This window comes from Nitrosomonas communis, assembly GCF_900114745.1.
Taxonomy (GTDB): domain Bacteria; phylum Pseudomonadota; class Gammaproteobacteria; order Burkholderiales; family Nitrosomonadaceae; genus Nitrosomonas; species Nitrosomonas communis_A.
This window is the reverse complement of sequence record NZ_FOUB01000055.1, coordinates 1-22388: the sequence shown is the minus strand read 5'-3', so window position 1 is coordinate 22388 and position 22388 is coordinate 1. Positions and strand designations below refer to the sequence as shown.

At 41.3% G+C, this 22388-nt stretch carries 26 protein-coding genes; 12 read left to right on the top strand and 14 right to left on the bottom strand.

Annotation, left to right across the window (positions count from 1 at the left end; translation table 11 throughout):
* Positions 1-952: 952 nt before the first annotated feature.
* Both BM122_RS15880 and msrA read left to right on the top strand, forming a co-directional pair.
* A complete protein-coding gene (locus tag BM122_RS15880) occupies positions 953-1438 on the top strand; it encodes a glutathione peroxidase (RefSeq protein WP_074906590.1) in 486 nt (161 codons plus the stop codon).
* A 451-nt stretch (positions 1439-1889) separates the two neighbouring features.
* Positions 1890-3230 carry a peptide-methionine (S)-S-oxide reductase MsrA gene (msrA, locus tag BM122_RS15875; RefSeq protein WP_083398535.1) on the top strand — a complete coding sequence of 447 codons (1341 nt, stop codon included), beginning with the start codon at positions 1890-1892 and terminating at the stop codon, positions 3228-3230.
* A gap of 456 nt (positions 3231-3686) precedes the next feature.
* Here the strand turns inward: msrA and BM122_RS15870 are convergent, their stop codons facing one another.
* The 4 genes from BM122_RS15870 to BM122_RS26190 all read right to left on the bottom strand — a co-directional run bounded on the left by BM122_RS15870 (position 3687) and on the right by BM122_RS26190 (position 5597).
* Positions 3687-4064, bottom strand: a complete 378-nt coding sequence (locus tag BM122_RS15870) for a hypothetical protein (protein WP_074906589.1) — start codon at positions 4062-4064, stop codon at positions 3687-3689.
* Positions 4061-4903, bottom strand: coding sequence for a hypothetical protein (locus BM122_RS15865; protein WP_074906588.1), 843 nt, complete (start codon positions 4901-4903; stop codon positions 4061-4063). Before BM122_RS15865 ends, BM122_RS15870 begins: the two co-directional genes overlap by 4 nt.
* A 228-nt stretch (positions 4904-5131) precedes the next feature.
* Positions 5132-5368, bottom strand: a complete 237-nt coding sequence (locus BM122_RS15860; protein ID WP_074906587.1) for a hypothetical protein — start codon at positions 5366-5368, stop codon at positions 5132-5134.
* Positions 5369-5414: 46 nt separating this feature from the next.
* Positions 5415-5597 carry a BRO-N domain-containing protein gene (locus BM122_RS26190; RefSeq protein ID WP_371264936.1) on the bottom strand — a complete coding sequence of 61 codons (183 nt, stop codon included), beginning with the start codon at positions 5595-5597 and terminating at the stop codon, positions 5415-5417.
* Between the two features lie 354 nt (positions 5598-5951).
* Between BM122_RS26190 and BM122_RS15850 the strand changes: the two genes are divergently transcribed.
* From BM122_RS15850 to BM122_RS15840, 3 genes are all read left to right on the top strand, one after another.
* Positions 5952-6137 (top strand): type II toxin-antitoxin system HicA family toxin, encoded by a 186-nt coding sequence (locus BM122_RS15850; RefSeq protein WP_074906586.1) that lies wholly within the window; start codon positions 5952-5954, stop codon positions 6135-6137.
* Positions 6134-6550, top strand: coding sequence for a type II toxin-antitoxin system HicB family antitoxin (locus BM122_RS15845; protein WP_074906585.1), 417 nt, complete (start codon positions 6134-6136; stop codon positions 6548-6550). Before BM122_RS15850 ends, BM122_RS15845 begins: the two co-directional genes overlap by 4 nt.
* Before the next feature lie 96 nt (positions 6551-6646).
* Entirely contained in the window at positions 6647-6940 is a 294-nt protein-coding gene (locus tag BM122_RS15840; protein ID WP_074906584.1) for a hypothetical protein, read from the top strand.
* 79 nt (positions 6941-7019) lie between these two features.
* On the opposite strand, the gene BM122_RS22600 is transcribed toward BM122_RS15840, so the two are convergent.
* Positions 7020-7295: a hypothetical protein gene (locus BM122_RS22600; protein WP_143083479.1), complete on the bottom strand. Its 276-nt coding sequence runs from the start codon at positions 7293-7295 to the stop codon at positions 7020-7022.
* 157 nt (positions 7296-7452) lie between these two features.
* Here BM122_RS22600 and BM122_RS24325 point away from each other — a divergent pair, with 157 nt between their 5' ends.
* Complete coding sequence (locus BM122_RS24325) at positions 7453-7803, top strand: hypothetical protein (protein WP_218152116.1); 351 nt, start codon at positions 7453-7455, stop codon at positions 7801-7803.
* 13 nt (positions 7804-7816) lie between these two features.
* Here the strand turns inward: BM122_RS24325 and BM122_RS22595 are convergent, their stop codons facing one another.
* The 4 genes from BM122_RS22595 to BM122_RS15820 form a co-directional block, all read right to left on the bottom strand.
* Positions 7817-8005, bottom strand: coding sequence for a hypothetical protein (locus tag BM122_RS22595; protein WP_143083478.1), 189 nt, complete (start codon positions 8003-8005; stop codon positions 7817-7819).
* 793 nt (positions 8006-8798) lie between these two features.
* Positions 8799-9569, bottom strand: coding sequence for a spherulation-specific family 4 protein (locus BM122_RS15830; protein WP_074906583.1), 771 nt, complete (start codon positions 9567-9569; stop codon positions 8799-8801).
* Between the two features lie 451 nt (positions 9570-10020).
* Positions 10021-11016 carry a YihY/virulence factor BrkB family protein gene (locus BM122_RS15825; RefSeq protein WP_074906582.1) on the bottom strand — a complete coding sequence of 332 codons (996 nt, stop codon included), beginning with the start codon at positions 11014-11016 and terminating at the stop codon, positions 10021-10023.
* Positions 11017-11865: 849 nt separating this feature from the next.
* Positions 11866-12609, bottom strand: coding sequence for a TerC family protein (locus BM122_RS15820; RefSeq protein ID WP_074906581.1), 744 nt, complete (start codon positions 12607-12609; stop codon positions 11866-11868).
* Between the two features lie 372 nt (positions 12610-12981).
* On the opposite strand from BM122_RS15820, the gene BM122_RS15815 reads away from it, so the two are divergent.
* A complete protein-coding gene (locus BM122_RS15815) occupies positions 12982-13446 on the top strand; it encodes a hypothetical protein (protein WP_074906580.1) in 465 nt (154 codons plus the stop codon).
* Positions 13447-13701: 255 nt separating this feature from the next.
* Here the strand turns inward: BM122_RS15815 and BM122_RS22590 are convergent, their stop codons facing one another.
* Both BM122_RS22590 and BM122_RS23460 read right to left on the bottom strand, forming a co-directional pair.
* A complete protein-coding gene (locus tag BM122_RS22590; RefSeq protein WP_218152115.1) occupies positions 13702-13872 on the bottom strand; it encodes a winged helix-turn-helix domain-containing protein in 171 nt (56 codons plus the stop codon).
* Positions 13873-13906: 34 nt separating this feature from the next.
* A complete protein-coding gene (locus BM122_RS23460; protein ID WP_177198166.1) occupies positions 13907-14065 on the bottom strand; it encodes a hypothetical protein in 159 nt (52 codons plus the stop codon).
* Between the two features lie 526 nt (positions 14066-14591).
* On the opposite strand from BM122_RS23460, the gene BM122_RS15800 reads away from it, so the two are divergent.
* From BM122_RS15800 to BM122_RS15790, 3 genes are all read left to right on the top strand, one after another.
* A complete protein-coding gene (locus BM122_RS15800; protein WP_074906578.1) occupies positions 14592-14861 on the top strand; it encodes a type II toxin-antitoxin system RelE/ParE family toxin in 270 nt (89 codons plus the stop codon).
* Between the two features lie 254 nt (positions 14862-15115).
* A complete protein-coding gene (locus tag BM122_RS21755; protein ID WP_083398534.1) occupies positions 15116-15742 on the top strand; it encodes a DUF3465 domain-containing protein in 627 nt (208 codons plus the stop codon).
* Between the two features lie 560 nt (positions 15743-16302).
* On the top strand, positions 16303-16758 hold the full coding sequence (locus BM122_RS15790) for a VOC family protein (RefSeq protein ID WP_074906577.1): 456 nt from the start codon (positions 16303-16305) through the stop codon (positions 16756-16758).
* 911 nt (positions 16759-17669) lie between these two features.
* On the opposite strand, the gene BM122_RS15785 is transcribed toward BM122_RS15790, so the two are convergent.
* The 3 genes from BM122_RS15785 to BM122_RS15775 all read right to left on the bottom strand — a co-directional run bounded on the left by BM122_RS15785 (position 17670) and on the right by BM122_RS15775 (position 20009).
* Positions 17670-17867 carry an IS630 transposase-related protein gene (locus BM122_RS15785; RefSeq protein ID WP_218152114.1) on the bottom strand — a complete coding sequence of 66 codons (198 nt, stop codon included), beginning with the start codon at positions 17865-17867 and terminating at the stop codon, positions 17670-17672.
* A 130-nt stretch (positions 17868-17997) separates the two neighbouring features.
* Positions 17998-19284: a c-type cytochrome gene (locus BM122_RS15780; RefSeq protein WP_074906576.1), complete on the bottom strand. Its 1287-nt coding sequence runs from the start codon at positions 19282-19284 to the stop codon at positions 17998-18000.
* Positions 19281-20009, bottom strand: a complete 729-nt coding sequence (locus BM122_RS15775; RefSeq protein ID WP_143083477.1) for a c-type cytochrome — start codon at positions 20007-20009, stop codon at positions 19281-19283. The genes BM122_RS15780 and BM122_RS15775 overlap by 4 nt, the downstream gene beginning before the upstream one ends.
* Before the next feature lie 607 nt (positions 20010-20616).
* Here BM122_RS15775 and BM122_RS15770 point away from each other — a divergent pair.
* Both BM122_RS15770 and BM122_RS15765 read left to right on the top strand, forming a co-directional pair.
* Positions 20617-20910, top strand: a complete 294-nt coding sequence (locus BM122_RS15770; protein ID WP_074906574.1) for a hypothetical protein — start codon at positions 20617-20619, stop codon at positions 20908-20910.
* Between the two features lie 691 nt (positions 20911-21601).
* Positions 21602-22054: a carboxymuconolactone decarboxylase family protein gene (locus tag BM122_RS15765; RefSeq protein ID WP_074906573.1), complete on the top strand. Its 453-nt coding sequence runs from the start codon at positions 21602-21604 to the stop codon at positions 22052-22054.
* Positions 22055-22388 lie beyond the last annotated feature (334 nt).

Genomic DNA, 22388 nt, shown 5'->3' with positions numbered 1-22388 from the left:
TTATCAATCGCTTCTTGAAGCCAAATCTTCTCCAGCTTCGACCAGAACTCATCATTAAGCATCCATCGTGGCATCGCAAACTCGTTTTGTTGGGGGTATAGGAAATTCAATATTACGAGTTGGTTTTTATCTATGAAATACTTACCTTAAAACGTCAACAGACCCTAGCTGTATGCAAATAATATACTGATGATTAAATAATATCTTATAAAAAAAAAAGAGCAATAGAATTCTGGCTGCTATAGCAAAGAAAATTGATATTCAATAGCTGAAAAGTACATAACTACCCTGCTGCTTTGTCTTATTATTTATAGCTAATTTAGGATCAAAAGATAGATGCTAATTATCCGGACTAGCTAAAAACGCTGCGCTTTCAGAATTTAAAACTAAAGATATTTTCAGACATCTAATTTATCACTGCCTGGCATAAGTAATTACCCATTAAAAGAGATCAAGAGACCAACAGAAAATACAATCCGGAAATCGTTTAATCTTCTCCTGAGTAGGGATACAATTAAAGATAAAGTTATTATTACAGATGTATATCATTGATTATGCGCCATATATTATTACGACGAAGTTGCACTCATTCTATGTAAGATCATATAATCTTTTAAGAGATTATGATTTATTTTAAGGATGCAAATTTCTGTATCGATGATTACCGTCCAACTCGCAATAGACCCATAAGTTTTAATGAATAGTAGTTGGAGCAGTCAAATTCACAACGGCCTTTTAATTGATGAATAAGCAATCAGCTGACTCATTGTGATAAATGAAAACTGGTGATGCTATCCGGCCCCATTTGTTAGTTACGGATAGAAAGTGACAAACTATGACAACAAATCCAAACTCTATAGCTAATGCCCGTAGTATTCACTTGCATATGCAACGCATGAACCATTGCTCCCATCACCATCGACTGTAATCAACTGAAAGAAAGGAGGACACAATGGAAACAAAAACAATTTATTCAATTTCAGTAAAGAAAAATGATGGCAGTGATATGGTTCTTGATAAGTATCGAGGCAAAGTATTACTGATCGTCAATGTTGCCAGTCAATGTGGTTTTACTCCTCAATACGAAGGCTTAGAGGCGTTATATCGACAATATAAAGAAAAAGGATTGGAAATTTTAGGTTTTCCATGCAATCAATTTGGCAGACAAGAACCTGGTAATGATGAAGAAATTAAAAACTTCTGTTCGCTAAATTATGATATTACTTTTCCTTTATTTGCCAAGATAGAAGTAAACGGTGAAAGTGCTCACCCCCTTTATCAGTATCTAAAAACCAAACAAAAAGGCATTTTAGGAACAGAAGCGATTAAGTGGAATTTCACTAAATTTTTAGTTGATCGCAATGGCCAAATCGTTAAACGTTTTGCCCCGAAAACGACGCCTGCGGAGCTAGAAAAAGAAATTAAATCACTACTATAATTGAGCAGGTGTAGGAAAAAAATAACCATCTCTTTCACGGGAACTGAATGTACCGAGAGCTGATCTAATTGGCTGATTTATGGATAACTGACTGGAAATTCAATTCATCCCGGCACAATTTGTAAGTAGATACTGAAAAATTTTGCAGCATTTCTGCTGCTTCAGGCGAGTTATTTCATTTCTAAATCAAGCATGACGAGAAGGCGAGCACAGACAGCATTAATAATGCGGTCAGGGGAAGCCGACAACGCTAGGTTTGATTTAGAAATGAAATTAATCTACGTTCATCGCACTACAGCATATTGACAATAATTGCTTGCAATGAGTAATTCAGGCAAGCTACCAACTAGCAGATATGCAAGATCTGGACGGCAATTTCTATTCCAAACTCGAATTGAAGCAATCCTCAAATTTTCGAAAATTTATCAAAATTAGGCATCAGAGATAAATCATGAAAACTATTATTGTGGCAACATTAAGTTTATTAATTGTTATGGCATCATTTACGATGGAGAAAACTGTGGTATCCAGCCCTTTAAAATCAAATCAAAATACCAGTTCAAAGACAGATTATATTGTTTTAGGAATGGGCTGCTTCTGGGGTGCAGAGAAGCGTATGAGCGAGATTGCGGGGGTTACTGATGTAGAAAGCGGTTACGCAGGCGGTGATTTTTCGGGTGTTGGCTACCAGCAGATATTGAATCATGAGAAGGCGCTTCGCGCAGATAAGGCTACAGGACGAAACCATGCCGAAGTAATTAAGGTAACTTTCGATCCAGAGAAAGTAACACTGGAAACCGTGTTAGCAAAATTCTGGGAAAACCATAATCCAACGCAGGGTGACCGTCAAGGTAATGACATTGGCAGCAATTATCGAAGTGCAATTTATTATCATGACGCAGCCCAGAAAGAACTAGCACTGGCAACACAAAAAGTTTATCAGCAAGCGCTAAAAACCGCTGGTCTCGGTCCGATTACAACCGAGATCCTGCCACTGAGAAACTACATCACAGCCGAGGAATACCATCAAGACTATCTGAAGAAGAATCCCAGTGGATACTGCGGCCTCGGCGGCACGGGAGTAAAATACCCCATATCTGGCGACAAAACTGCACAAGATGGCCCTTTAAGTAGTGAAGCAATGACTGGTCGCCAGAAGATGCTCAATGGCAAAGATTTAAACTTTCCACAGCAATTGGTCATATTTGAAGCTGAAAATTGTGAATTCTGCAAACTGTTTGACAAAGATATTTTAAACCGCTGGCAAGCAGAGGTTCCCGTCATTGCAACGATAAATACCAATCCACCTGCCGATTGGACACTGGAAAAACCGCTATTTGCCGCTCCCACCATTGTGCTGTTCAGAAACGGCAAAGAAGTTAGCCGATACACGGGATATAACGGGGAACAATCAAATTTCTGGAAATGGCTAGGCTTTCAGTTATTATCGCCGGAACAACAGAAGATTGCCTTTGAGCAAGGCACCGAACCACCGTTTACTGCTACCATTTTGGATGAAAAACGTCCCGGGAAATTTGTTGATCCCATTACAGGTGCTACCCTTTTTCTTAGCAAAACGAAGTTCGATAGCAAAACTGGCTGGCCCAGCTTCTTTGATCCCATAGAGGGATCTGTCACGCTCCATGAGGATAATTCGCATGGCATGAAGCGGATCGAAGTTCGCAGCGCAAGCTCCGGTATTCATCTTGGCCACGTATTTACCGATGGTCCACCACCCAGCTTCAAGCGCTATTGTATCAACGGTAATGTTCTGAAATTCATTCCAGATTGATTGAGAAACATCGTATTCTGTCCTATTTTATCTTCGTGAGTTATGCTGATTTTCTGAAATGGTCTCTATCCAAAATCTCTCAGCCTGTGGAGCATATGCTCTTTCCATGTTGTGGCTAGTCATGCAGCTACTAAAGGCCCGTCAGCACAATAATTTGCCCAATCTATCATCAAGTTTCTCGCCATTCTTGAAAAAATCTCCTTAGCAAATCAACGATCGTTGATGATTAATCATATGTAGAGCTTGCTCAGAAAATATAAACAATTGTTTCCCATGAGAATATCGTAAAAATCACTTTTTAAGTGCAAGGTTTTTGAATAAATTATGCAGAAACCATTGCACTTGATTTGAGCTCAAGCTCACCTAAGTTTGATCTAATGACCCACTCCACCACCTCTAACACACCTTGATCGCTCTCGGCTAACTCCTCGCATAAATGCTGCAACAGCTCCATAATCAGCCCGAAAACACACGGTTTAGGCACATCTCAATACCACGGAATAGATTGATCGCTGACAGCTGATACTTGCCGGTCGGATCAAATACCAATTGATCCGAATTGGTCATCCGACGTTCTTTATGCGTCAGCCACCAATCCACGCAACTCTTGCCGAACGCCAGGCGTATAGCCGAGATATTCATAATCAACGCAGTATCAATGTCATATATCGTCTCAGTACTGTAAATCAATGCAAAGCGATCCAGCACCGTACGTTGTTCCTCTTCCGGCGACCCGGTAGTCTTCTTGCGTCTTGTTTTTGCTTTCCTTGGCGGCTTGCTGGCTGGTTTTTCATCAGCCAGCGTGATTCCAACCGGCTTAGCATTCAGGATCATCTGCGTGATCTCATCAACGCATAGGCGCGCAGCATTGCCTTGGTACCGGGCTGCTCGTTCTCAGGCAACAACGATTTGCTGGCTGGATCAACTCCCGCTTCTTTTTCCTCTTTGCTTAGTTTATGCCGCTTCGCATCGTCATCCGGCCAGGCGTAAATTAGCCTACCCACCAATGGCGACCAACCGACCTTATCGACTGCATTAGTTCCACCCGACCAGGTGACGCAAACAAATTTATCTCTCAGGATATCATGCGCATAATCTGCGCACTTCTCGCCTTCAACCAGCGATACCGGCTTATCAAGAGACTGTGCCAGCTCATACAGCCCATAAAGCGACCTCGGCTCGGGAAAAGCCATCCAGCGCCATTCGTATTTACCTGTTTTGCTATGTCGCGCATAGACACAAAGCAATACCTCCTTGCCGCCATCGGACGTAGTAAAACGATGCACAACGCTGAATAACTTGCCATCAGCATCGAAATAATCCCAATGCATTTGAGAACGACCACGCACAAGGTGAGCCCCTGGTGAAGCAGACACCTCATTCTGGTGCTGGTGACACCGGAACCCATTCTGCTTTATCTCCCACTTTTTTGTCATAATAAATGACTTACAATGATCAACGCTATTGAGCCTTATCCCAGCTTGGACTGCTATCTTCTTAGCGGCATCAAGTTGGGATATTCCATTAAGATATGCATTCAGGCTAATAAAATCCATGCCGGTATCTTCTGTGGCAAAATCCTCCCACTTCCCAGTATCGAGATTGACCGAGAATGAACCGATCTTGCTATCTGATCGCGTAGGATTCAGCGACTTATATTCGCGCCCATCCACTTTGCCACCCGGTGACTACCTCCCGAGCAAAATCAACGATTGACCCAGCGCAGCACGTACGATTTGCTGGAAATCGATTTGCTGATTCATATTCTTATTCATTCTTATTTCCCCTTCCCATTCCACCTACTCAGATGAAATAGTCCGCTGTTGATGGCATGGATAGCTTTGTCAACTTCCGTCCACGTCCAGCCTGCGATCATGGTGATAAAAAGCTGGTTGAGCGCATCATAGAGCGGGCCGCCTATTTCTCAAGGTATGGGTATTGGACCAATCCTTGAGCTCCTTGATAATCTGCCAGGCGGCTTCAAATTTGCGTTGATCACCTGGGTGCGTCCAAACGGGTAGATCGATTGGTTGATATTTCGCCTCAAGCTTTTGTATGCGTTCTTCGAGTTGATTAGGTAAGATAGGTATGTGGTGATAACTTCCAGTTTTGCGAATGGTCGGGAGGATTTCATCCATGACCATTTCTTCAAATTTTTCCGTTTCTGGTTTTTGGAGCGAGTGATTATGCGGTAGAGGTTGCCTTAATGGATGAAGGCAAGCATTTGTTTGCTCCCTTCGGTAAGGGGGTATCGTTCCGATGCCCCCTTTTCACGGCAATGATCTTATAGTTTGTATAGCCTAAAACTTCGCAAACATCCTTAGTGCAAAACCATAGATTACCATGGTCATCAAGAAAGGTGCGGATGTTGGTTGATTGGAACGAGAAAATGATAGGCGCAAATGCGCCACTAGATTAAGCAGCCATGATTAGCCTTCTACAGGTTATTTTGAAATTCACCCATTTTGAGTGGGTGGCTGAGGGCTCAAAACCGCCTGTAGACGGCTAGCGTATTTCCTGTCTCAGCAGGTCTTTTATTAGCCCAACACTCGGCCATGGGAAATGTATGGACGCAAAAAAACCACGACTGACGGGCGCGGGGTTATCCGCTACAGGAGATGTTTTGAACACCTGAGCGGATGGATAAACCAGTATAGTAGTGATTGTCAAATTCTTAGATATCCTTTTATAATATATCAATATAGATATATCATCTAAAAAATGAACACAAAACAAATCATCAAGATACTTGAATCTGAAGGCTGGGGATTTAAACGTATCAATGGCAGCCACCAAATTATGGGCAAAAACGGCAAGATTGTTCCGGTTCCAGTTCATGGCACCACCGACCTTGCCAAAGGATTGGTGACTAAGATTGAAAAACAGACAGGAGTAAAACTACAATGAATGCATGTTATCCAGCAGTATTTGAACCGCAACAACCTTCCGGCTATGTTGTGCAATTCCTCGATCTTGAAGAAGCATTTACGCAAGGTGAAACAATCGATGAATGTATATTTAACGGCGCAGAGGTATTGACTACGCTCCTTGAAATATATCTTGAGGATGGGCGTGAAATTCCACGCCCCAGTGAGAATGTCAAAGATGCCTACCACATCGCGCCTGATGCACGCATACAATCCGCTTTGCTGATCCGTTGGGTACGTGGCGATCGTTCGCTTGCCAAAATAGCGCGCGCCTTGGAGACCTCTTGGCCTGCTGCCCAACGTCTCGAAGATCCTCATCATTGGCCATCCCTCAAGCAGCTTGACAAAATGGCTTCTGTACTTGGAAAAAAGCTGGTTTTGTCGTTTGAATGATGTTGGCAAGCGCAGCAAGAGCGTTGTAATAAGTGTTTTCCCCTATGCTGGCTGAATAGATAGTTAAACCAAACTATTAACAACAAAGGAGAAACCATGAAAGAGATATACTTAGTTACCGCAGAAGCATTACACATAAAAGCCTCAACTAATGGCGAATATGTTGTTGATGTTAGTGCAATCATTTTCATTGCTGCGCAATCTCTGGAAGAGGCTCTGACACTGGCTCGTTCTGCTTTGATAAATTATGGATATCACTTAACAGAGATCCTGGACGTCTCTGTAACAACTCCTTCCGCTGTTTCAAAGTTGAAAGAACGATTAAGAGCGCAGTACAAGGCTGCGTTGATTCGAGGTTACGGATTCGAGTTAATAGCTCTGCCGCGTTAAGAGCGGCATCCTGATCATCCTTTTGAGAATCGCTCATTGGGATTCTCCTATTCTTGACTCCCGCATGTAAAATAATGATTTATGGAAGTTTATTCCAAGCTTTTTTGAATACCACCCCAACCCAATAGTGAGTATTACAGACGATAAAGCCGGCAGAAAAGACACAAAATTGCTTAATAAAGCCCGAGAAAATCAGATGAGGGGGCGGCTCGCGACCACATTCCCAACCAAACGTCTTCCCTGGCCAAATATGCGTGCTCTGAGGTCCAACCTGTATCCCATTCATTCCACGAACTATGGAGAGATGGGGCAACTGCACCTCGCAGCGGCAGCTATGTTTACTACATATTGACATAGCGCTATCTCAAGCCTATCTTTTCCACAAGCAAAAATAATTTAATAATAAGTAATAGAAACCAACATTTCTGCAACAAAACATAATTCCTTAGCCCATCGCCAAGCTGGGTGGTTAAGTTGCATGATGCGGGGATCACATGTAGGCTTCTAGGTAAATGCAAGAAAATAGTTCAGGGCAATTCCCAAATGGCAGCCAAGCGACGAATTACAAGCACAATAACCGAATTGATAAATTGATGAGCATGAATGCTTTTATTATTAATCACATAAAAACCTTAGAAATGATTGGAGTTATTATGCGAATTTCTAACTTCACTCTGGTCAGTTGGCTCGGCCCGGAGAGTCCTTTCATGTTTGTCTGGGCCATCAATACTCTTGATTCCCTTCTTCTCACATGGTGCGCGTTTTTACGCAAAGATGCGGCATACACACTCCTAAACATTTTTTGGATACTTATGGGAGTTGTCGTCATAGCCCGGACCGTCGGATTTCTGGGTCTAGCGTAACCGTGCGAGCGACTTATCGAAATACGCCTAATAACCGATTCCAACCGATCCACAAAAGTAGCGCAGGCTTGTCCTGATTCATGTCGATAGCTTCTTCTGCAAAAGTACGGAGAACCCCCCCGTAAATAACACTCCAATCCAGCATGATGATACAAGTTTTGCCTGCTGATAGAGCTGACGAGCAGAGAATCGCTGTCGTCACCGAAGAAATACCTCAAGGTTATCCCTGGCTACATGACCGATGGCCCAGTTGGTGATATTGAAACATAAAGCGTAGTCGAGTTAGAGGCATGGCCGGGAAGCGCTCATTAAGAGCGTACCCCAGAGCCCGCCGTGAGTGCACCGGATGGAGGTAGCTCTCCCTACCTTGCAACCGCCTCGTCGTGGCCAACTATGCGCACGTGGGAGGCCAACCTGCACCCTATTTCTTCTCCTGAAACCGCGGCGAATGCCCGCCCGGGTGCCGCCTTGAGAAACAACACAACAAGCCTTTAATTGTTTTGATGCTATCTCATTCCAGGCACTCTACTTTCAACCTAATTTAATCTGGGTTGAGTGTCCTCTCTGTGTCTTTTTCATCTGAAAAATCAAGAAATAGTCAAGATCTCATCAACTGGCGTTGCCAATTGATCATAAATTTTATAACCGCATACTTGGCAATGTTTTTATCATCCTTTCTGCTTTCATATACCTTTCTATGAAAAAGAGCGGTTATTTTTCCTATACCCAACAACAATAAACATACAGATGTTCGTTCAAGCTGTGATTGTGGAATGGATAAATATATTTTCCACTTAGAGAAAACGTGTGAATATCTATAAACACGAATAAAACCCGTAATCCTTACCAGCCGAATATTGTCTTTAAGGTTTGTAAGCTAATTTACTTGCCGGATAAATCTAAGCCACGGCTCGCCAACTCATTCCTGGCTATCACGTCGAGGTCGATTTAATCATTGACAGCAGCGATGATTAGCTTGAGCGGGAGAATCTTTACTACTTCGGTGTTACGAATGACCTCTCAAGCTCCTCTGCACCATAATGCGGCAGACTATCATAAGGATTGGGAAGCCTGTCATCGGTTATGTACAGATTTCCAACGTGGTTCTCGTCAGCCTCACTGAACGCCTGAGTCATTTGTTGCAAGTTTGCGTTATATACGATGTGGATAAATCTGCTCTTCGAATAATTACGTTGCCATTGCTCTGGCTGAAAGTTTACGTAACTTCTTACGCTACTTTCAAATACCACTAAATTATCAGCGACGGGTTTGCTTAAATAAACTTCATCGGGTACTACCCCTGGGTGCCCCGTTACCGAATAATGAGTGCTTTTGTCCTTGATATAGTTATATATTGCCTCGTAGTACCTGATGTTTTCATCCGTGCCATCTGCGGTCATTTCATCGATAAAAAAACCGTCAATCGCATAGAAAGCTATGTAACTATCAATGTCTTTGAAAATATCGTTCATCAGGCGATCACCATAACTGGAGTGTACGTAAGCAATGACCTTTCCTCCAGCTTCACGAACCCGGTCAATTGCGTTAACAAAACTAGGTTCAATGCTTGTTCCAGGCCCGTTATGTGGGTTAACAATGACGGCGGTAGATACCATCTGAGCTGCCTCAGCCAGGTGACTCCAGTAAATCGGTTGTTTAGATGGATGGAAATATGCTGGAATAAAAAGATTGGCAGCGTGGACGAGCGTACCGAACATTACTGAAAAATAAACTACAGAAAGCAAAATAAAGTGTTTTATGCTCATGTCGAATATATCCTATAAAGTAAGGCGTAATAGACCGAGTTTCTACACTGATCTTGGGAGAAAAAAGAGGATACACGAAAAATAAATCCCTATCCAGCTCAAACGAGCATTTTCTTGTTGTGCATGAATGCTAAGATATAACAAATAGGTCATCAATAATGCTATTGCATACAATCCCTATCCGCTATCTGAAAAATCAAACGACAATTCAAAATAAAGCGCAAAACAGCACCAAATTGAGCGGAAATTTATACTCTAGGAAAACCCAAGTCAAAATTACAATTTATAGCAATATTCAATCTACAAAAGCTGACAATGTATTGCGGGGAAGAGGTAGGTCATCTTAAAAAAGTAATCAAGCGCTAGCAGAGAATTGGATGCAAAAAATCGAGGACCTGCTCAACATGATAATAATAAATCTGAAAAGATTGAATACTTTAAAGGCAACTTATTATTGAGTTTTATCCTTTTTTTCCTTTTGCATAACCTCATTCTGGACTTCAGTTTTTATTTTTTTAGTGTCGGGTTGGCTTTGTAGGGATTCTTTATTTTCAATTTCAACTTCTTTGATAAAAACTGCATATTCAGTTGGATAAATTGTATAACCTGAGATTTGAGCATAAATTCTTGTAAGGATAGCGCTAAAGTACAAGATAATGGCTGAATAATATACCCAAAGCATAATGATCACGATGGAGCCCGCTGCCCCGTAAGCGGAACTTATATCACTGTTAGATAAATACCAAGTAATAACAGATTTCCCTATCATAAAAAGTATAGCAGTGGTTATGGCGCCAGCAATAATATTTCTCCATCTAATCTTGGCATCTGGCAGGATCTTGAATATACAAGCAAATATAAAAGTAATGACAATAAAAGTTACAATAAGATTAAGATAATAGGTGAAATAGACTGTAATCGTAGGAAACATTTTTTGTAAATTGCCGGTTAGCAATTCCAATCCAGCATTTAACATCAGGGATACCAGCAGAATAAATCCTAATGAAACAACCATTGAGAAGCTTAATAGACGATTAACAATGAGTTTTATAAAACCTTTTTTGGGCTTCGCTTTTAAACGCCAGATATAATTAATGGACTCCTGAATTTCAACAAACACTCCGGTGGCTAAGAACAAAAGTATAATCACGCTAACGGTAGTTGATAATGTGCTACTTTTAGAAATAGCAGCATTTTTGATCATTTCTTCTACTTGAGTTGCTGCTTGTGAACCTATCAATTCAGCAAGTTGTGGATAAAGGTTTCCTTCTATAGCTTCTGCACCGAAGAAAAATTGCACGATCGTTATAATCACGATGAACATAGGAGCCAGTGCAAACAAGGTATAAAAAGCAAGCGATGAACTCATTCTCAGTACATTGACTTCCATGAATTCAGAGAAGGCCTGTTTAATTACAGGCCATGCGTTCTTTAGTGTTAATTTCATTATCACGAATAAGTAAATAATAAAATTCTAAAAAATTCTTCGATGAGATGGTTTTTTAAAACTTAGGATTTCAGATTTCATGAAAAATTCAAAATTTTTAATTTATCTAAAAATAATTTATTAATTTACTTTGTTATTTATCTCAAAGGTTTAGTTGATTTTTATACTTGCGAAGTATTCAAGCTGGTCTTAATGATAGTTGTTTACAGCTAGCTTACGCACAAGGAAAAAGTAATTTAAATGGCAATGCAGGAAAGGGTACAACCTCAAGCTTGCTATTGGATTTTGTTTTTGCGCTCAGACTGCTATAAGGTTAATACCATAGGGCGCCTCTAAAAATTCAGAGTTCTAAACAAGACAAGGCGAGAACAAAAAATGTTGGCGCAGCCTATAACTGATAGGTAAGGAAACATTTTTTGTGAACAACGAAGTATTGTGACGAAATATGAATTTTTAAAGGTGTCCTATATCAGTACAAAGTTTATATTAATGTAACCTATTGATATTTATGGCTATACGGCCAAGGCTCGAACCTGGTGCCTGTGGGTTAATAGGTGTATAACAAACTGTTTTTATTAAATATATACCCGCTAATGCTTGCCAACACTTGCCAATAACCGTGAGATTTGTCACGTTTTATTTTTACAATAATAGGGCAATTAAAATAACTTCTTAATATATAGATGCACGATAAGCAGGTATTTTGATTTAATCTCTACAGGTTTAATCCCCACTTCAAGAAAAAACAAATCATTAGCTCTGTATATTTTTTAAAAATAATGTAGTAGAACTACAAATTAATGCCTTATCAAAAAATTTTTCTTGTTTGCCACCAATATCCCATCCCAGCTATTCAGGAATTTTCTTGTGGAGTTTGACAGGCTCCACCCGTTTTTTCCGCATACGAAGATTGAGCATCTCCACTGAGACTGAAAATGCCATTGAAAAATAAATATAGCCCTTTGGCACATGGATGTCGAACCCCTCCAATATGAGCGTGACGCCCACTAAAATCAGGAAGGAAAGAGCGAGAATTTTAACCGTAGGATGTGCATCTACAAAATCACCGATCGCCTTTGCCGCTAGTAACATTACCAATACTGCCAAAATAATAGCAATTGCCATGAGAGAAAGATGATCAACCAAGCCAACTGCCGTGATGACTGAATCCAATGAGAACACAATATCCAACACGGCAATCTGAAGCAGCATCATTCCCAGGCTGGTGACGACAATCAAACGATCAGGTTCTTCTTGCCCTTCTAAGCTATTATGGATTTCATGTGTAGCTTTGGCCAGCAGAAACAAACCGCCTCCGATTAGAATTATATCGCGACCTGAAATTTCATATGAAAGCAATGTAAACCACGGTGCAGTTAATCCCATTACCCAGGAAATTGAAAATAGCAAGGCTAAGCGCGTAATCATGGCAAAGCCAAGCCCCATTCTTCTGGCAAACGCACGTTGATTTTCTGGAAGACGCGCGACAAGTATGGAGATAAATATAATGTTATCGATTCCAAGAACAATTTCTAGTGCAGTTAATGTGCCTAAAGCTATCCAAGCTTCAGGACTTGCTAGCCATTCAAACATCAAGGTTTCCCCTTCTTATTTTTGACGATTATGAACTGTTGCTAACAATGTTCGTGTTGATTGTTCATTGAGACTTAGACTGATATCAGCAGTTCAACTCTGTCCGATTTCATGACGTTTTTCAACAGAACTGCTTTCTAATTCCATTTCTAAATCAAAAATGACGCGAAGGCGAGCCGCAGACAGTATAAATAATACGGCAAGGTGAAACCGACAAAGTCAGTTTTGATTTAGAAATGGAATAAAAATACATAATACGTAAACATCATTGTAAGCCAGAATAAATGTACTGGTAATCCACTGTATTGTCAAAAGCACAGATGAATCTTTCAAAAAATGTTATTTTCAAGACGAGATTAGAAGAGGTAGATTATGAAATGGCTAGCGGGAATTATTATATTGATTTTGCTCATAGTATCAGTAAGATTTAGAAAATTGGCAGGGTTTCTTGTTTTGCTAGGTGTTGTGGTGGGTTTGATATTTTGGCAGTATCAAGAGTATGAAAAGAACAAATCTAAAAACAGAATTTCGCCTTCAGAGCTGGTATTGAAAAATATTTCTTTTAAGCCCTCAAATAGTCATTATGAAATGACGGGACGTATAATCAATAACTCTCAGAAATTCACTTTGAATGGCACTCAATTAAAAATTACTGCTAAAGAATGTGCGAATAATAATGATTGCATTGTTATTTTAGAAAAGAATGAATATATCTATGTTCATATTCCACCCAAACAAGCTAGAGATTTCAGAAAAGAGGTTTCTTTCTATTCGAATCAGACTATAGAGGGGAAGTTAGTTTGGAACTATTCGGTAGAATTTGCTGAATCAGAATAGACACTCGTTTGTATGTCAGTAATAATTGTCTGGCGTATTGTCACAATTTTGTGGTCAAGCCTATTTGATCTTAAAATTTAACTAGGGCCTGTTGACATTTCACATAGGTAGCCATATCCGCAGGTGCTAGCTACTATACTTTCATAATTTCTTTTCGGTTTGCCGCCCGATACTGTTTTATTCCATTTCCAAATCAAAAATGACGCGAATGTGAGCCGCAGAGCAGGCTTCATTCTCGAACATCAAACGGGGTGGTCAATGATTGCTCCATACAACTCCCATTTTATCTAGCCGCTCTTTAAGTTTTTTCCAACTCTCGAGTAGCACAGTATCTCCTTGAGGATGAGCAGTATCAGACGAAAGTTTACGCCAACCATGGCGATCCAGCATTCGATAAACTGTTGATAGTGTGCTACTCCCAGTCATTTCCCAATTTTCTCTTTAAGTGGAGGAACAACCACTACGACGCCTTGAGCCGCTTCCAACAAAACTTCAAACGCCAGGGGAAAAGTTCACTGATATCCAGCGCGCCGTCCACTTCTCCTATTTGCAGAAGCTGGCTTTCGATGACATAGTAGCCAGCTAGAACTTCGGTACTATCACTCCTACCCCACCCCATCTCAATTTGCCGCACTTGGAGGGAGAGCAAAGCCACGCACACTTGTAGCTTTCGCGAACTTATATTGAGCATTTGGCATAGCAAGCGTGTTCACGTAAGTAAAACCAGGGATATATTTATTTTATTGTGAATCCCTTATTGGAGAAGCGAAAGCTATGATGTAGATTTTGGGCTGGAACAGTATGCTCAGCTAGCAAAACTGGCAAGAACGCTCAAGGGCAAGATGATTATATCCATTAACTATATCTCGGCGATGCGCGAGATATTCAAAGGACTAATAATGCAGCCGGTGGTCCAACTACACCGAGGTATGGATAGCAAGGAAGCGGACCACGCATCAAGCTGGTAACACGTAACTTTTAATGACGATGCATTGCACGGTTTTTTTCTAAACTCAATTCAATTGCCTGATAAATCTAAACTATGCCTGGCCGACCCATTCCTGGTATCACGTTGAGGCTGATTTCGTCCTTAGCAGCAGTGACAATTAGCTTGAGCAGAAGGTTTGAATAGAGAGTGAGTCGTCTTGGGTAAGTGTCGCTGGTTCTGCGTTCATTTAATCTCTTGTTCAGATGAACACATTGGCGCCCACCCGAGTTTAAAAGACAAAAAGAACCAACAACGGATCAGAACACGTATACGGCGACTTGGAGAAGGACTCTATGGTGACTATGATTCAGTAGGAAAAGGTACTTCAGAATTACGAATGTTTTTTGGTTCTGGATACCGTGTTTATTTTGGTGAAGATGCTGATAACATCGTCATTCTATTATATGGCGGTGATAAAGATAGCTAAAGCCGTGATATCAAAAAAACTAAAGAATATTGGAAGAATTATAAAAATAATGGCTAAAGAACGTGTTTACAAAACATTAGATGAAAGTGAAGAATATTACCGTATAGCAAAGCTGTTGTGTCCATTGAAATAATACAGAATCATAAAAAACTGCCGTAACAAGCTTACTGAGCTTATTGTTTTACATACATGCTCTAAGAAATTGTATCTTTTATTTTTGGTGAATAAACCATACTGGGAATTAACGGATAGCTATGAGATGTATTACTTTACTGCTGCTGGTATTAATTTCAGGAATATCTTCTGCTGAGAATTCTTTAATCAATAGCAATAACTTATTTAATTTTGCTGAGGCTTCTTCTCCTGGGTATTTTAGCCCTGCCGGCGTGACTACTACTACTACTCTTGATGAGTATTTAGTCCGCTACTATCCCACCACCGGCAACTATATCGGCACCAAAGGTGAGGAAGTCTATGTCTATGGAAATGTTTTTAATGGATTGTTAAGAGCGGGAATAATTTCTGATTATGTTGAATTAGAAGCTGATAGCGATGAATTATTAGCTCAACTTTTTGCAAATGGCAAAAGTAATGTACAAGTTTATGGAACAGGTGTTGTCATTTCCATTTTATCGGATGATCTTGATGGTAGTCGTCATCAGAGATTTATCATTGAATTGAAATCAAAGCAGACTCTACTGATCACTCATAATATAGATGTAGCACCAAGAATTTTTGCGTTATCCCTAAATGACAAAATTGAATTTTATGGTGAATACGAATGGAATGATAAAGGTGGAGTCATCCACTGGACGCATCATGATCCCGAAAAAATTCATGTGAGTGGCTGGATATTTCATAAAAATGTTATCTATCAATGACTTTGTGTGAGTAGTAACAATATTGAAAAATGGGCTTCGTATGCTTAACTATCCGACCCGAAAGTATAAGTCCAACGTTCACTCCAGCATGCTTATCAGGCATGCCTAGTAATTTTTTTATAGAACAGTAAGTTACACACAGACGGCTCCCCGACCAGAGCTCGAACCTGGGACCTGCGGATTAACAGGTGTTATAACTAACTGTTTATATTAATATCACACCCGTCAGTGCTCCCTAATCTTCGCTGATTCTCATCAGATTTGTCACGTTTATTTCATAAAAATATGATATGAATAAACGTAAAGCTCGGCTTTCATTACGAGTTTCAGATTCAATTCATATATGCCTCCAGAATCAGAATTTAATAGCATGTGCTCCATATAGTGTTCCAACTTAAGACAAAAAAATAAAATTGCCGGTTAAAAAAATCTTTTAGTTATTTTTAGTTCTAATAGATAGATATGAAGATACGAGGTTGCAGTCTCACCGTGAGATACCCCATATACTAAATAATACTCTCCAGAATATATTGACAAATATTTTAAGATAAGACAAATCTATGAAAGCAAACGCAATAGGCATAAATCATGTGGCATTAGAAGTTGGAAATATTGATGAAGCATTGAAATTTTATGGCAATTTCTTGAATTTCGAAGTTCATGAAAAAAATGAGATGCAAGCTTTTATTTATTTTGGGGATCAATTTATCAATTTTACAAAAAATGATAATAGACAGCCTGATCAAAAGCGACACATTGGTATAGCGGTAGATAATAAGGAATTAGTAAGGCAGACACTTGAACAGATGGGTATCAAACTTTTAAAAGGTCCTTTTCTTGATTTTCTTGATCCTTGGGGAAATCGAGTGGAAATAACTACTTATATCAATATTCAATATACAAAAGCTGACCATGTATTGCAGGGTATGGGGCTCGGTCATCTGAAAAAAACTGAGCAAGCTTTGGCTGAATTGAATGCAAGAGGTTTAGGACCTAAAAAAAATGAAAATAGTTAAGTGTTCCGGGATTTAATAAAATATTTTAGAAGTGTTCCCTAAAATAGATGGCAAAATCCAATACTTCAATTAGAAATAATTCATTTTTGATCACTCACTTATCAAGTTTGACAACATAATGAATTAATTAATAACTTAATTCTGAAACCGGCTTATTTTTTTACTTTGGTTAAGCTGAATCAACCTCAAATGACGAACAATCAAATTGCAGAGTACAATGCAGCGTTATGAAATAAACCCGCATTAGAGATCGTGCTGTTGTATCAACCAACTTCCGTCCTTATGAGGCAGTTATTGTTCATCTTTGCGTTCAAGTACAACCGGATATTCAGGGGTCTGGGTAGTCATGGTTACAACCGACCGGTGATTTACAGATTTGCTGAGCAGCTTCCGTGATAGCCTCAATCTTAACCTTAAGATCTATCTACCCAAGCTAACCGCTGCCCATCGGGATACAATGTATAGCCCAATTCCAAGTATCGACGATGAAGCCGAACTGAAGAAATTTAGCGCGATGATGAAATTATTCCATTTCTAAATCAAAAATGACGCGAAGGCGAACCGCAGACAGTATAAATAATACGGCAAGGTGAAGCCGACAAAGTCAGTTTTGATTTAGAAATGGGATTAGAGCCCTTTCAACGTGGCATGAATGAGCTTGCGCCTACAGTTTGGTTTACTGCATTGTTGCAAAGTACAAAATCCGAATCGCGCTCGACTAGATATTCTCCCCTATGTGTCACATGGTATTTCTCGCCAGCGGGTGCATAGCCATGGGTACGCGGCGCATCATGTACAAACCCACTTTCATCAATTTAAACAATGACCCGGCCTGCGGCTTCATAAGCGGCAATCTTCTCCTGGAAGATACACCGTGCGGGACCAATCGCTTTGGGATGCTTCAGGGTTTTTTATAAGTTATGCCAAGCTTCTTGAGCGCCAGGAAAAATAGCGTTCTGCGCTACTCCCAAACGTTTTACTCGCTCGTACTGATAGGCATCGGGATAATCGGTAATTTCCTGCCGCAATACATCCAGATCAATCTTGCGTTTGCGAGACCCTTGAGGTTTGCGATGGATGTTCTTAACCCAGCGCGTCACGCTTGCCATGCCAACATCAAATCAGGTCGCGACCTCAGTTATTCTAAGCCCTTCCTTTTCTTGGAGAGACAGGGCTTTACTGAAAAAATCCAACGAATATACCATGCCTTCCATTATAATTATCTAGTTATGATATATCTCATTGCGCGCCTTTCCGGCTTCTATCGACTTGGACTGAAGTGATTATGCTCCCGCGATTACCCCATGCATTACGGATATACGACAAAACTAACGCGATCTCTTCATCATTCAAGATGTGTGCAAACGGCGGCATGCCGTAAGGACGTGGATTACTTGCTGTGACTGGTGCGTAACCGCCGTACAGAATGCTACGAATCACGTTAATCGGAGATGCTAGTGTGACGCTGCGGTTGCCCGCCAGTGGAGGGTATGCGCCTGGTGCGCCTTGCCCAAAACTTCCATGACAATCTTGGCAGTGTGTCTCGTAGATCTTGTTGCCATGCTGGAGTTGTCTGTCGACCTCCTCCGTAAGCTCAGGAGCGATTCCCCTTGAGTGTGGAGCGGTCTTAGGTAAAGACTGCAGATAAACTGCCATAGCGTGCGCATCATCTTTTGATAAATGCTGAAGACTTTGACTGACGACAACTGCCATCGGTCCTGTTGTGATCGCACGGGATGACAAGCCTACCGTGAGTAGTTGAACGATTTCATGGCTCGGCCAATCGGAAGTGCTTGCTTCTTGCAGCGAAGTCAGGGATGGCGCATACCAGTTAGATCCCATGAGCTGTCCTCCACCCAGAATTTCGCCCTGGCTTGCACCCAGCGGATTCCGAGTAGTGTGGCAGGCATTGCAATGTCCGAGTCCTTGCACCAGATATGCTCCCCGGTTCCATTCATCACTCTTTCCAGCTTCAGGCTGATAAATACCTTGCTCGAAGTAAAGGGCTCGCCAGATATAAATGAGTGGGCGGAAATTAAAAGGGAAATGGATCCGGTTCGGTGGATTGTGTTGTTGAACGGGCGGGAGAGATTGAAGATAGGCGAAAATTGCATTGGAGTCCTCGCGAGTGATTTTTGTATATTCCGTGTATGGAAAAGCCGGATACAAAAGCTCGCCATTGCGTCCCTTACCTTCATGCAACGCCCGCCAGAAATCCTCCTCATTCCAGAGACCAATACCGGTTTCCTGGTCAGGTGTAATATTAGGGGTTACGAATGTTCCGATGGACGTCTCCAGGATGTGTCCTCCAGCGTAGGGCTGCCCGCCTTGTCTAGTATGACACCCCATGCAATTGCCGATATGTGCAAGATAAGCGCCTCGTGCTTGCTGTGCCTGTTGTTTCCCAATGTTATCTTCTGGCTTTGCCACTGTAGACTTTTTACTCACAGGAGAAAAACCGATCGAAACCAGAAATACAGCGAGGCATAACCCGACAATCGCAGCGGCGATGACAGAGCGCTTCATTGCAGTTCGGGGGGTTGCATGACAATACTGCTGCAACGTCTAGCCATCTTTTCAGAGAGGACTGCAGAATGCTCCCGCTTGAGGAGTGATTCCGAAACCGGCTGTGCAGCCAACCAAGTTGCTATGACATTCGCCTCCGCGGCAGTAAGCTGTTTTGCAATTTCTGACATGCAGTCAGAGGTCTGGCCCCGCATCACACCGCCATTCTGCCAGCTACCAAATTGGGCGATTATGTAGATACGTGGCAGGCCTAGCAACCCAGGGATGAAAGGCGCTGTTCCCATTAAATCATTTCCATGGCATTCAACACACGCGGGAATTTCTCGGGCAGGATCGCCCTGAGCAATAAGCTTACGGGCCAGTTCGATGTCGGCGGAAGAAGAACTCATCGGCTCGGGTGGAGGAAAAATCTGTTTCAGCGAAGCGAAATATGCAGCCATGTCCCGCAGGTATTGATCAGGCAAACCTTTCAGTAGCCAAGCCATGGGTTGATAATGACGCCTACCATCTCTGAAATTTCGTAGCTGGTTAAAAAGATAACCTTCCGGCTTGCCAGCGATACGTGGGTAATACGCATCTCTACCTTTCTTATCCTCCGGACCGTGGCAAGTGATGCATGCTTTTACGCGTTCCGCCATTGTATCGGGAGCGTTGACTGGCGGTATACCTGTCGCTGCAGCGAATTGTATAAAAAATAAAAAAACGAGCGGAGCAGTCCATATCATATTATCACCATTTATTTTCTACCTGTTCTTCTATATAAAGCATCCAAGAGGAAAGTAATAGCAAAGTAAGGTATAGTATGGTGAATTCAACCAATAAATACAACATATTGAGTAAGTTTCTTACTTGGTGTCATAAAACCAAGGATCGAAATAATCATCAAGAAAATTAGTTTTTCATAATAACACCTCATCACTTACTCAAATCCACCCTCATTTCTTTATTTAAAGTTTTTTATCAAAATTATATTATGACTATATAGAAACAGGTGGGATTAAACTCTCTAAACCCTTCAAACCCTCCACTCTATAATATTGGTGAGGTATCGCAGCATCTGACACGCTATTGGCTTGCGCCTTTGTGATCGCCTACTTTTTCCAAACAAAGCCCAGCAACAATTCTCTCCTACCGGTATAAAAAATTTGACCCAGTGACCTGGGGCCGATTAGATCACGTTAAGTATGTTGAAATATCAATTGAGCATCAAAAAACTTTGAGATATATTGAAAATTATCCAGCATGATTTTATTCTGCGCTGTGGGGAATAAATATATTTGTGTTATTTCGAAAACTGGCTCTTAACTAGTTCTTAAAATAAGGAGAAATGTGATGAAAAAGTCAGTAATAGTACTGTCGATTCAAGCGTTATTTCTCGTTGGCTGTGCAACTTCATTTACAGGTAGCTCCAAAATTAGTGGTGGCCCCGAACAATGTGTAGAAATATGTTCAAAATGGAAGATGGAACTTGTTGGGATGGTTGCAATGGGTGAATATACTGAGGGTTGTATTTGTAAAGTTAAAGAAGCCAAAATATCAACAAACGATATAGGGAAAGCTGTAATTCTCTCGTCTGCAAGTGGAGCGGGTATTGTTGGGGTTTGGCAAAAAGCAAATGACCAATGAAAATACACTATCGCTGCTTTTGTGTTTACTGAAGTAGAGTAGAATAATCAAGGGCAAGAATGACTCTAAGGAAGCTAGTCACCTTCATGGCTCTCTTGCCACGTCGTTAGGTTAGTCGCAACCAAGCTACGGCGCCTTACTCGTCAGTATGCAAATACTATTCTTATAACTACATGAATATCTGACAGGCGCCTTCTACAGCTCCTCATTAATCTCGCAGTCTGCCTCTTGTTAAATCAAAGCATCGAACTCGTAGAATCAGAGCATCGAACTCGTAGATCGTGACATGACTCATCTATTTGTTTAATCATTAGAGAGTTTGCGGTTGGTAGATACCGATGCAAGCCTTCAATTTTAGACTGCAGACTCTTGTAAGGTATAGTGCCTCTTGGTTCCGAATGAATCTAGTCCATGATTGCTACCAAATAGATTAACTAGCTCATTCTCATGATCTTGGTTCCTTGTCACAAAACACGCTGATTTTTCTCCCTGGTTATCTGCTAAGATGTGTAAATAGCAGAGTAAAAATGTACCACTGAGGCACGCTATCCGGTAACTTTCTGCTCCGCCATTGGCACGGCCGCATAATTCATTTTCCGCTGCTCGCTGGCTCGTCGTTATTCGCAAGTAATGAGCGGCCGGACTGGTAAGCTTATTCGTTAGCCTTATGCATACAAGTAAGGAGATTTTTATGTCTGAAAGAATTAATCTTGGTAAATCTGCTCCAGCGCTTTATCAGGCAGTCATGAACCTTGAGAAGCTATCGACTGAGGTCATTGCGTCCGCAGGCATGCCGGTTGGCTTCGCACATCTGTTGCGCCTTCGCGCATCCCAACTCAACCAGTGCGCGTTCTGTGTCAGGATGCATACTCGAGATGCCCTATCCAGTGGCGAATCAAGCGACCGCATAAGTGTCTTGCCAGCCTGGCGGGAAACTGAGTATTTTACTGAAAAGGAACGCTCCTCATTGGCACTGGTGGAAGCAATTACATTGATTACTAACGGGCAAGTGTCAGATGCCGTCTATGAGCAAGCAGCGGCCAATCTATCAAAGGATGAAATATCGGCTATCGAGTGGCTTTCGATAGTCATCAATGCTTGGAATCGCGTTGCCATTTCCAGCCGCTACCCTGTGAAGGCGTGAGCATGGCTAACTATTCAAACTGAAGCCGCTGCTCAGCTTAATTCAGACGTTGAGCTGTCCATTATGCCGTAGGGATTGAATACAGAATAGAGCACTCAGAATCTCAGAATAGGATCAGATCACGAATCAAGAAAAATAAGTGTAAAAAAGGTGTCAGTCATTGTAAGGTGCAACAAGCCTTTTTAGGCGATAATGCTTTTTTGGTGAGGTACAAAAACTGGGTGGGCAGCAAGGACGCGGACAACGCACCGAGCTGGTGATCCGTAATTTTTAACGATGGAGTAATTCGCGGGCTTTCTCAAACCCAACCCACTTAACGGATAAATCTAAACCA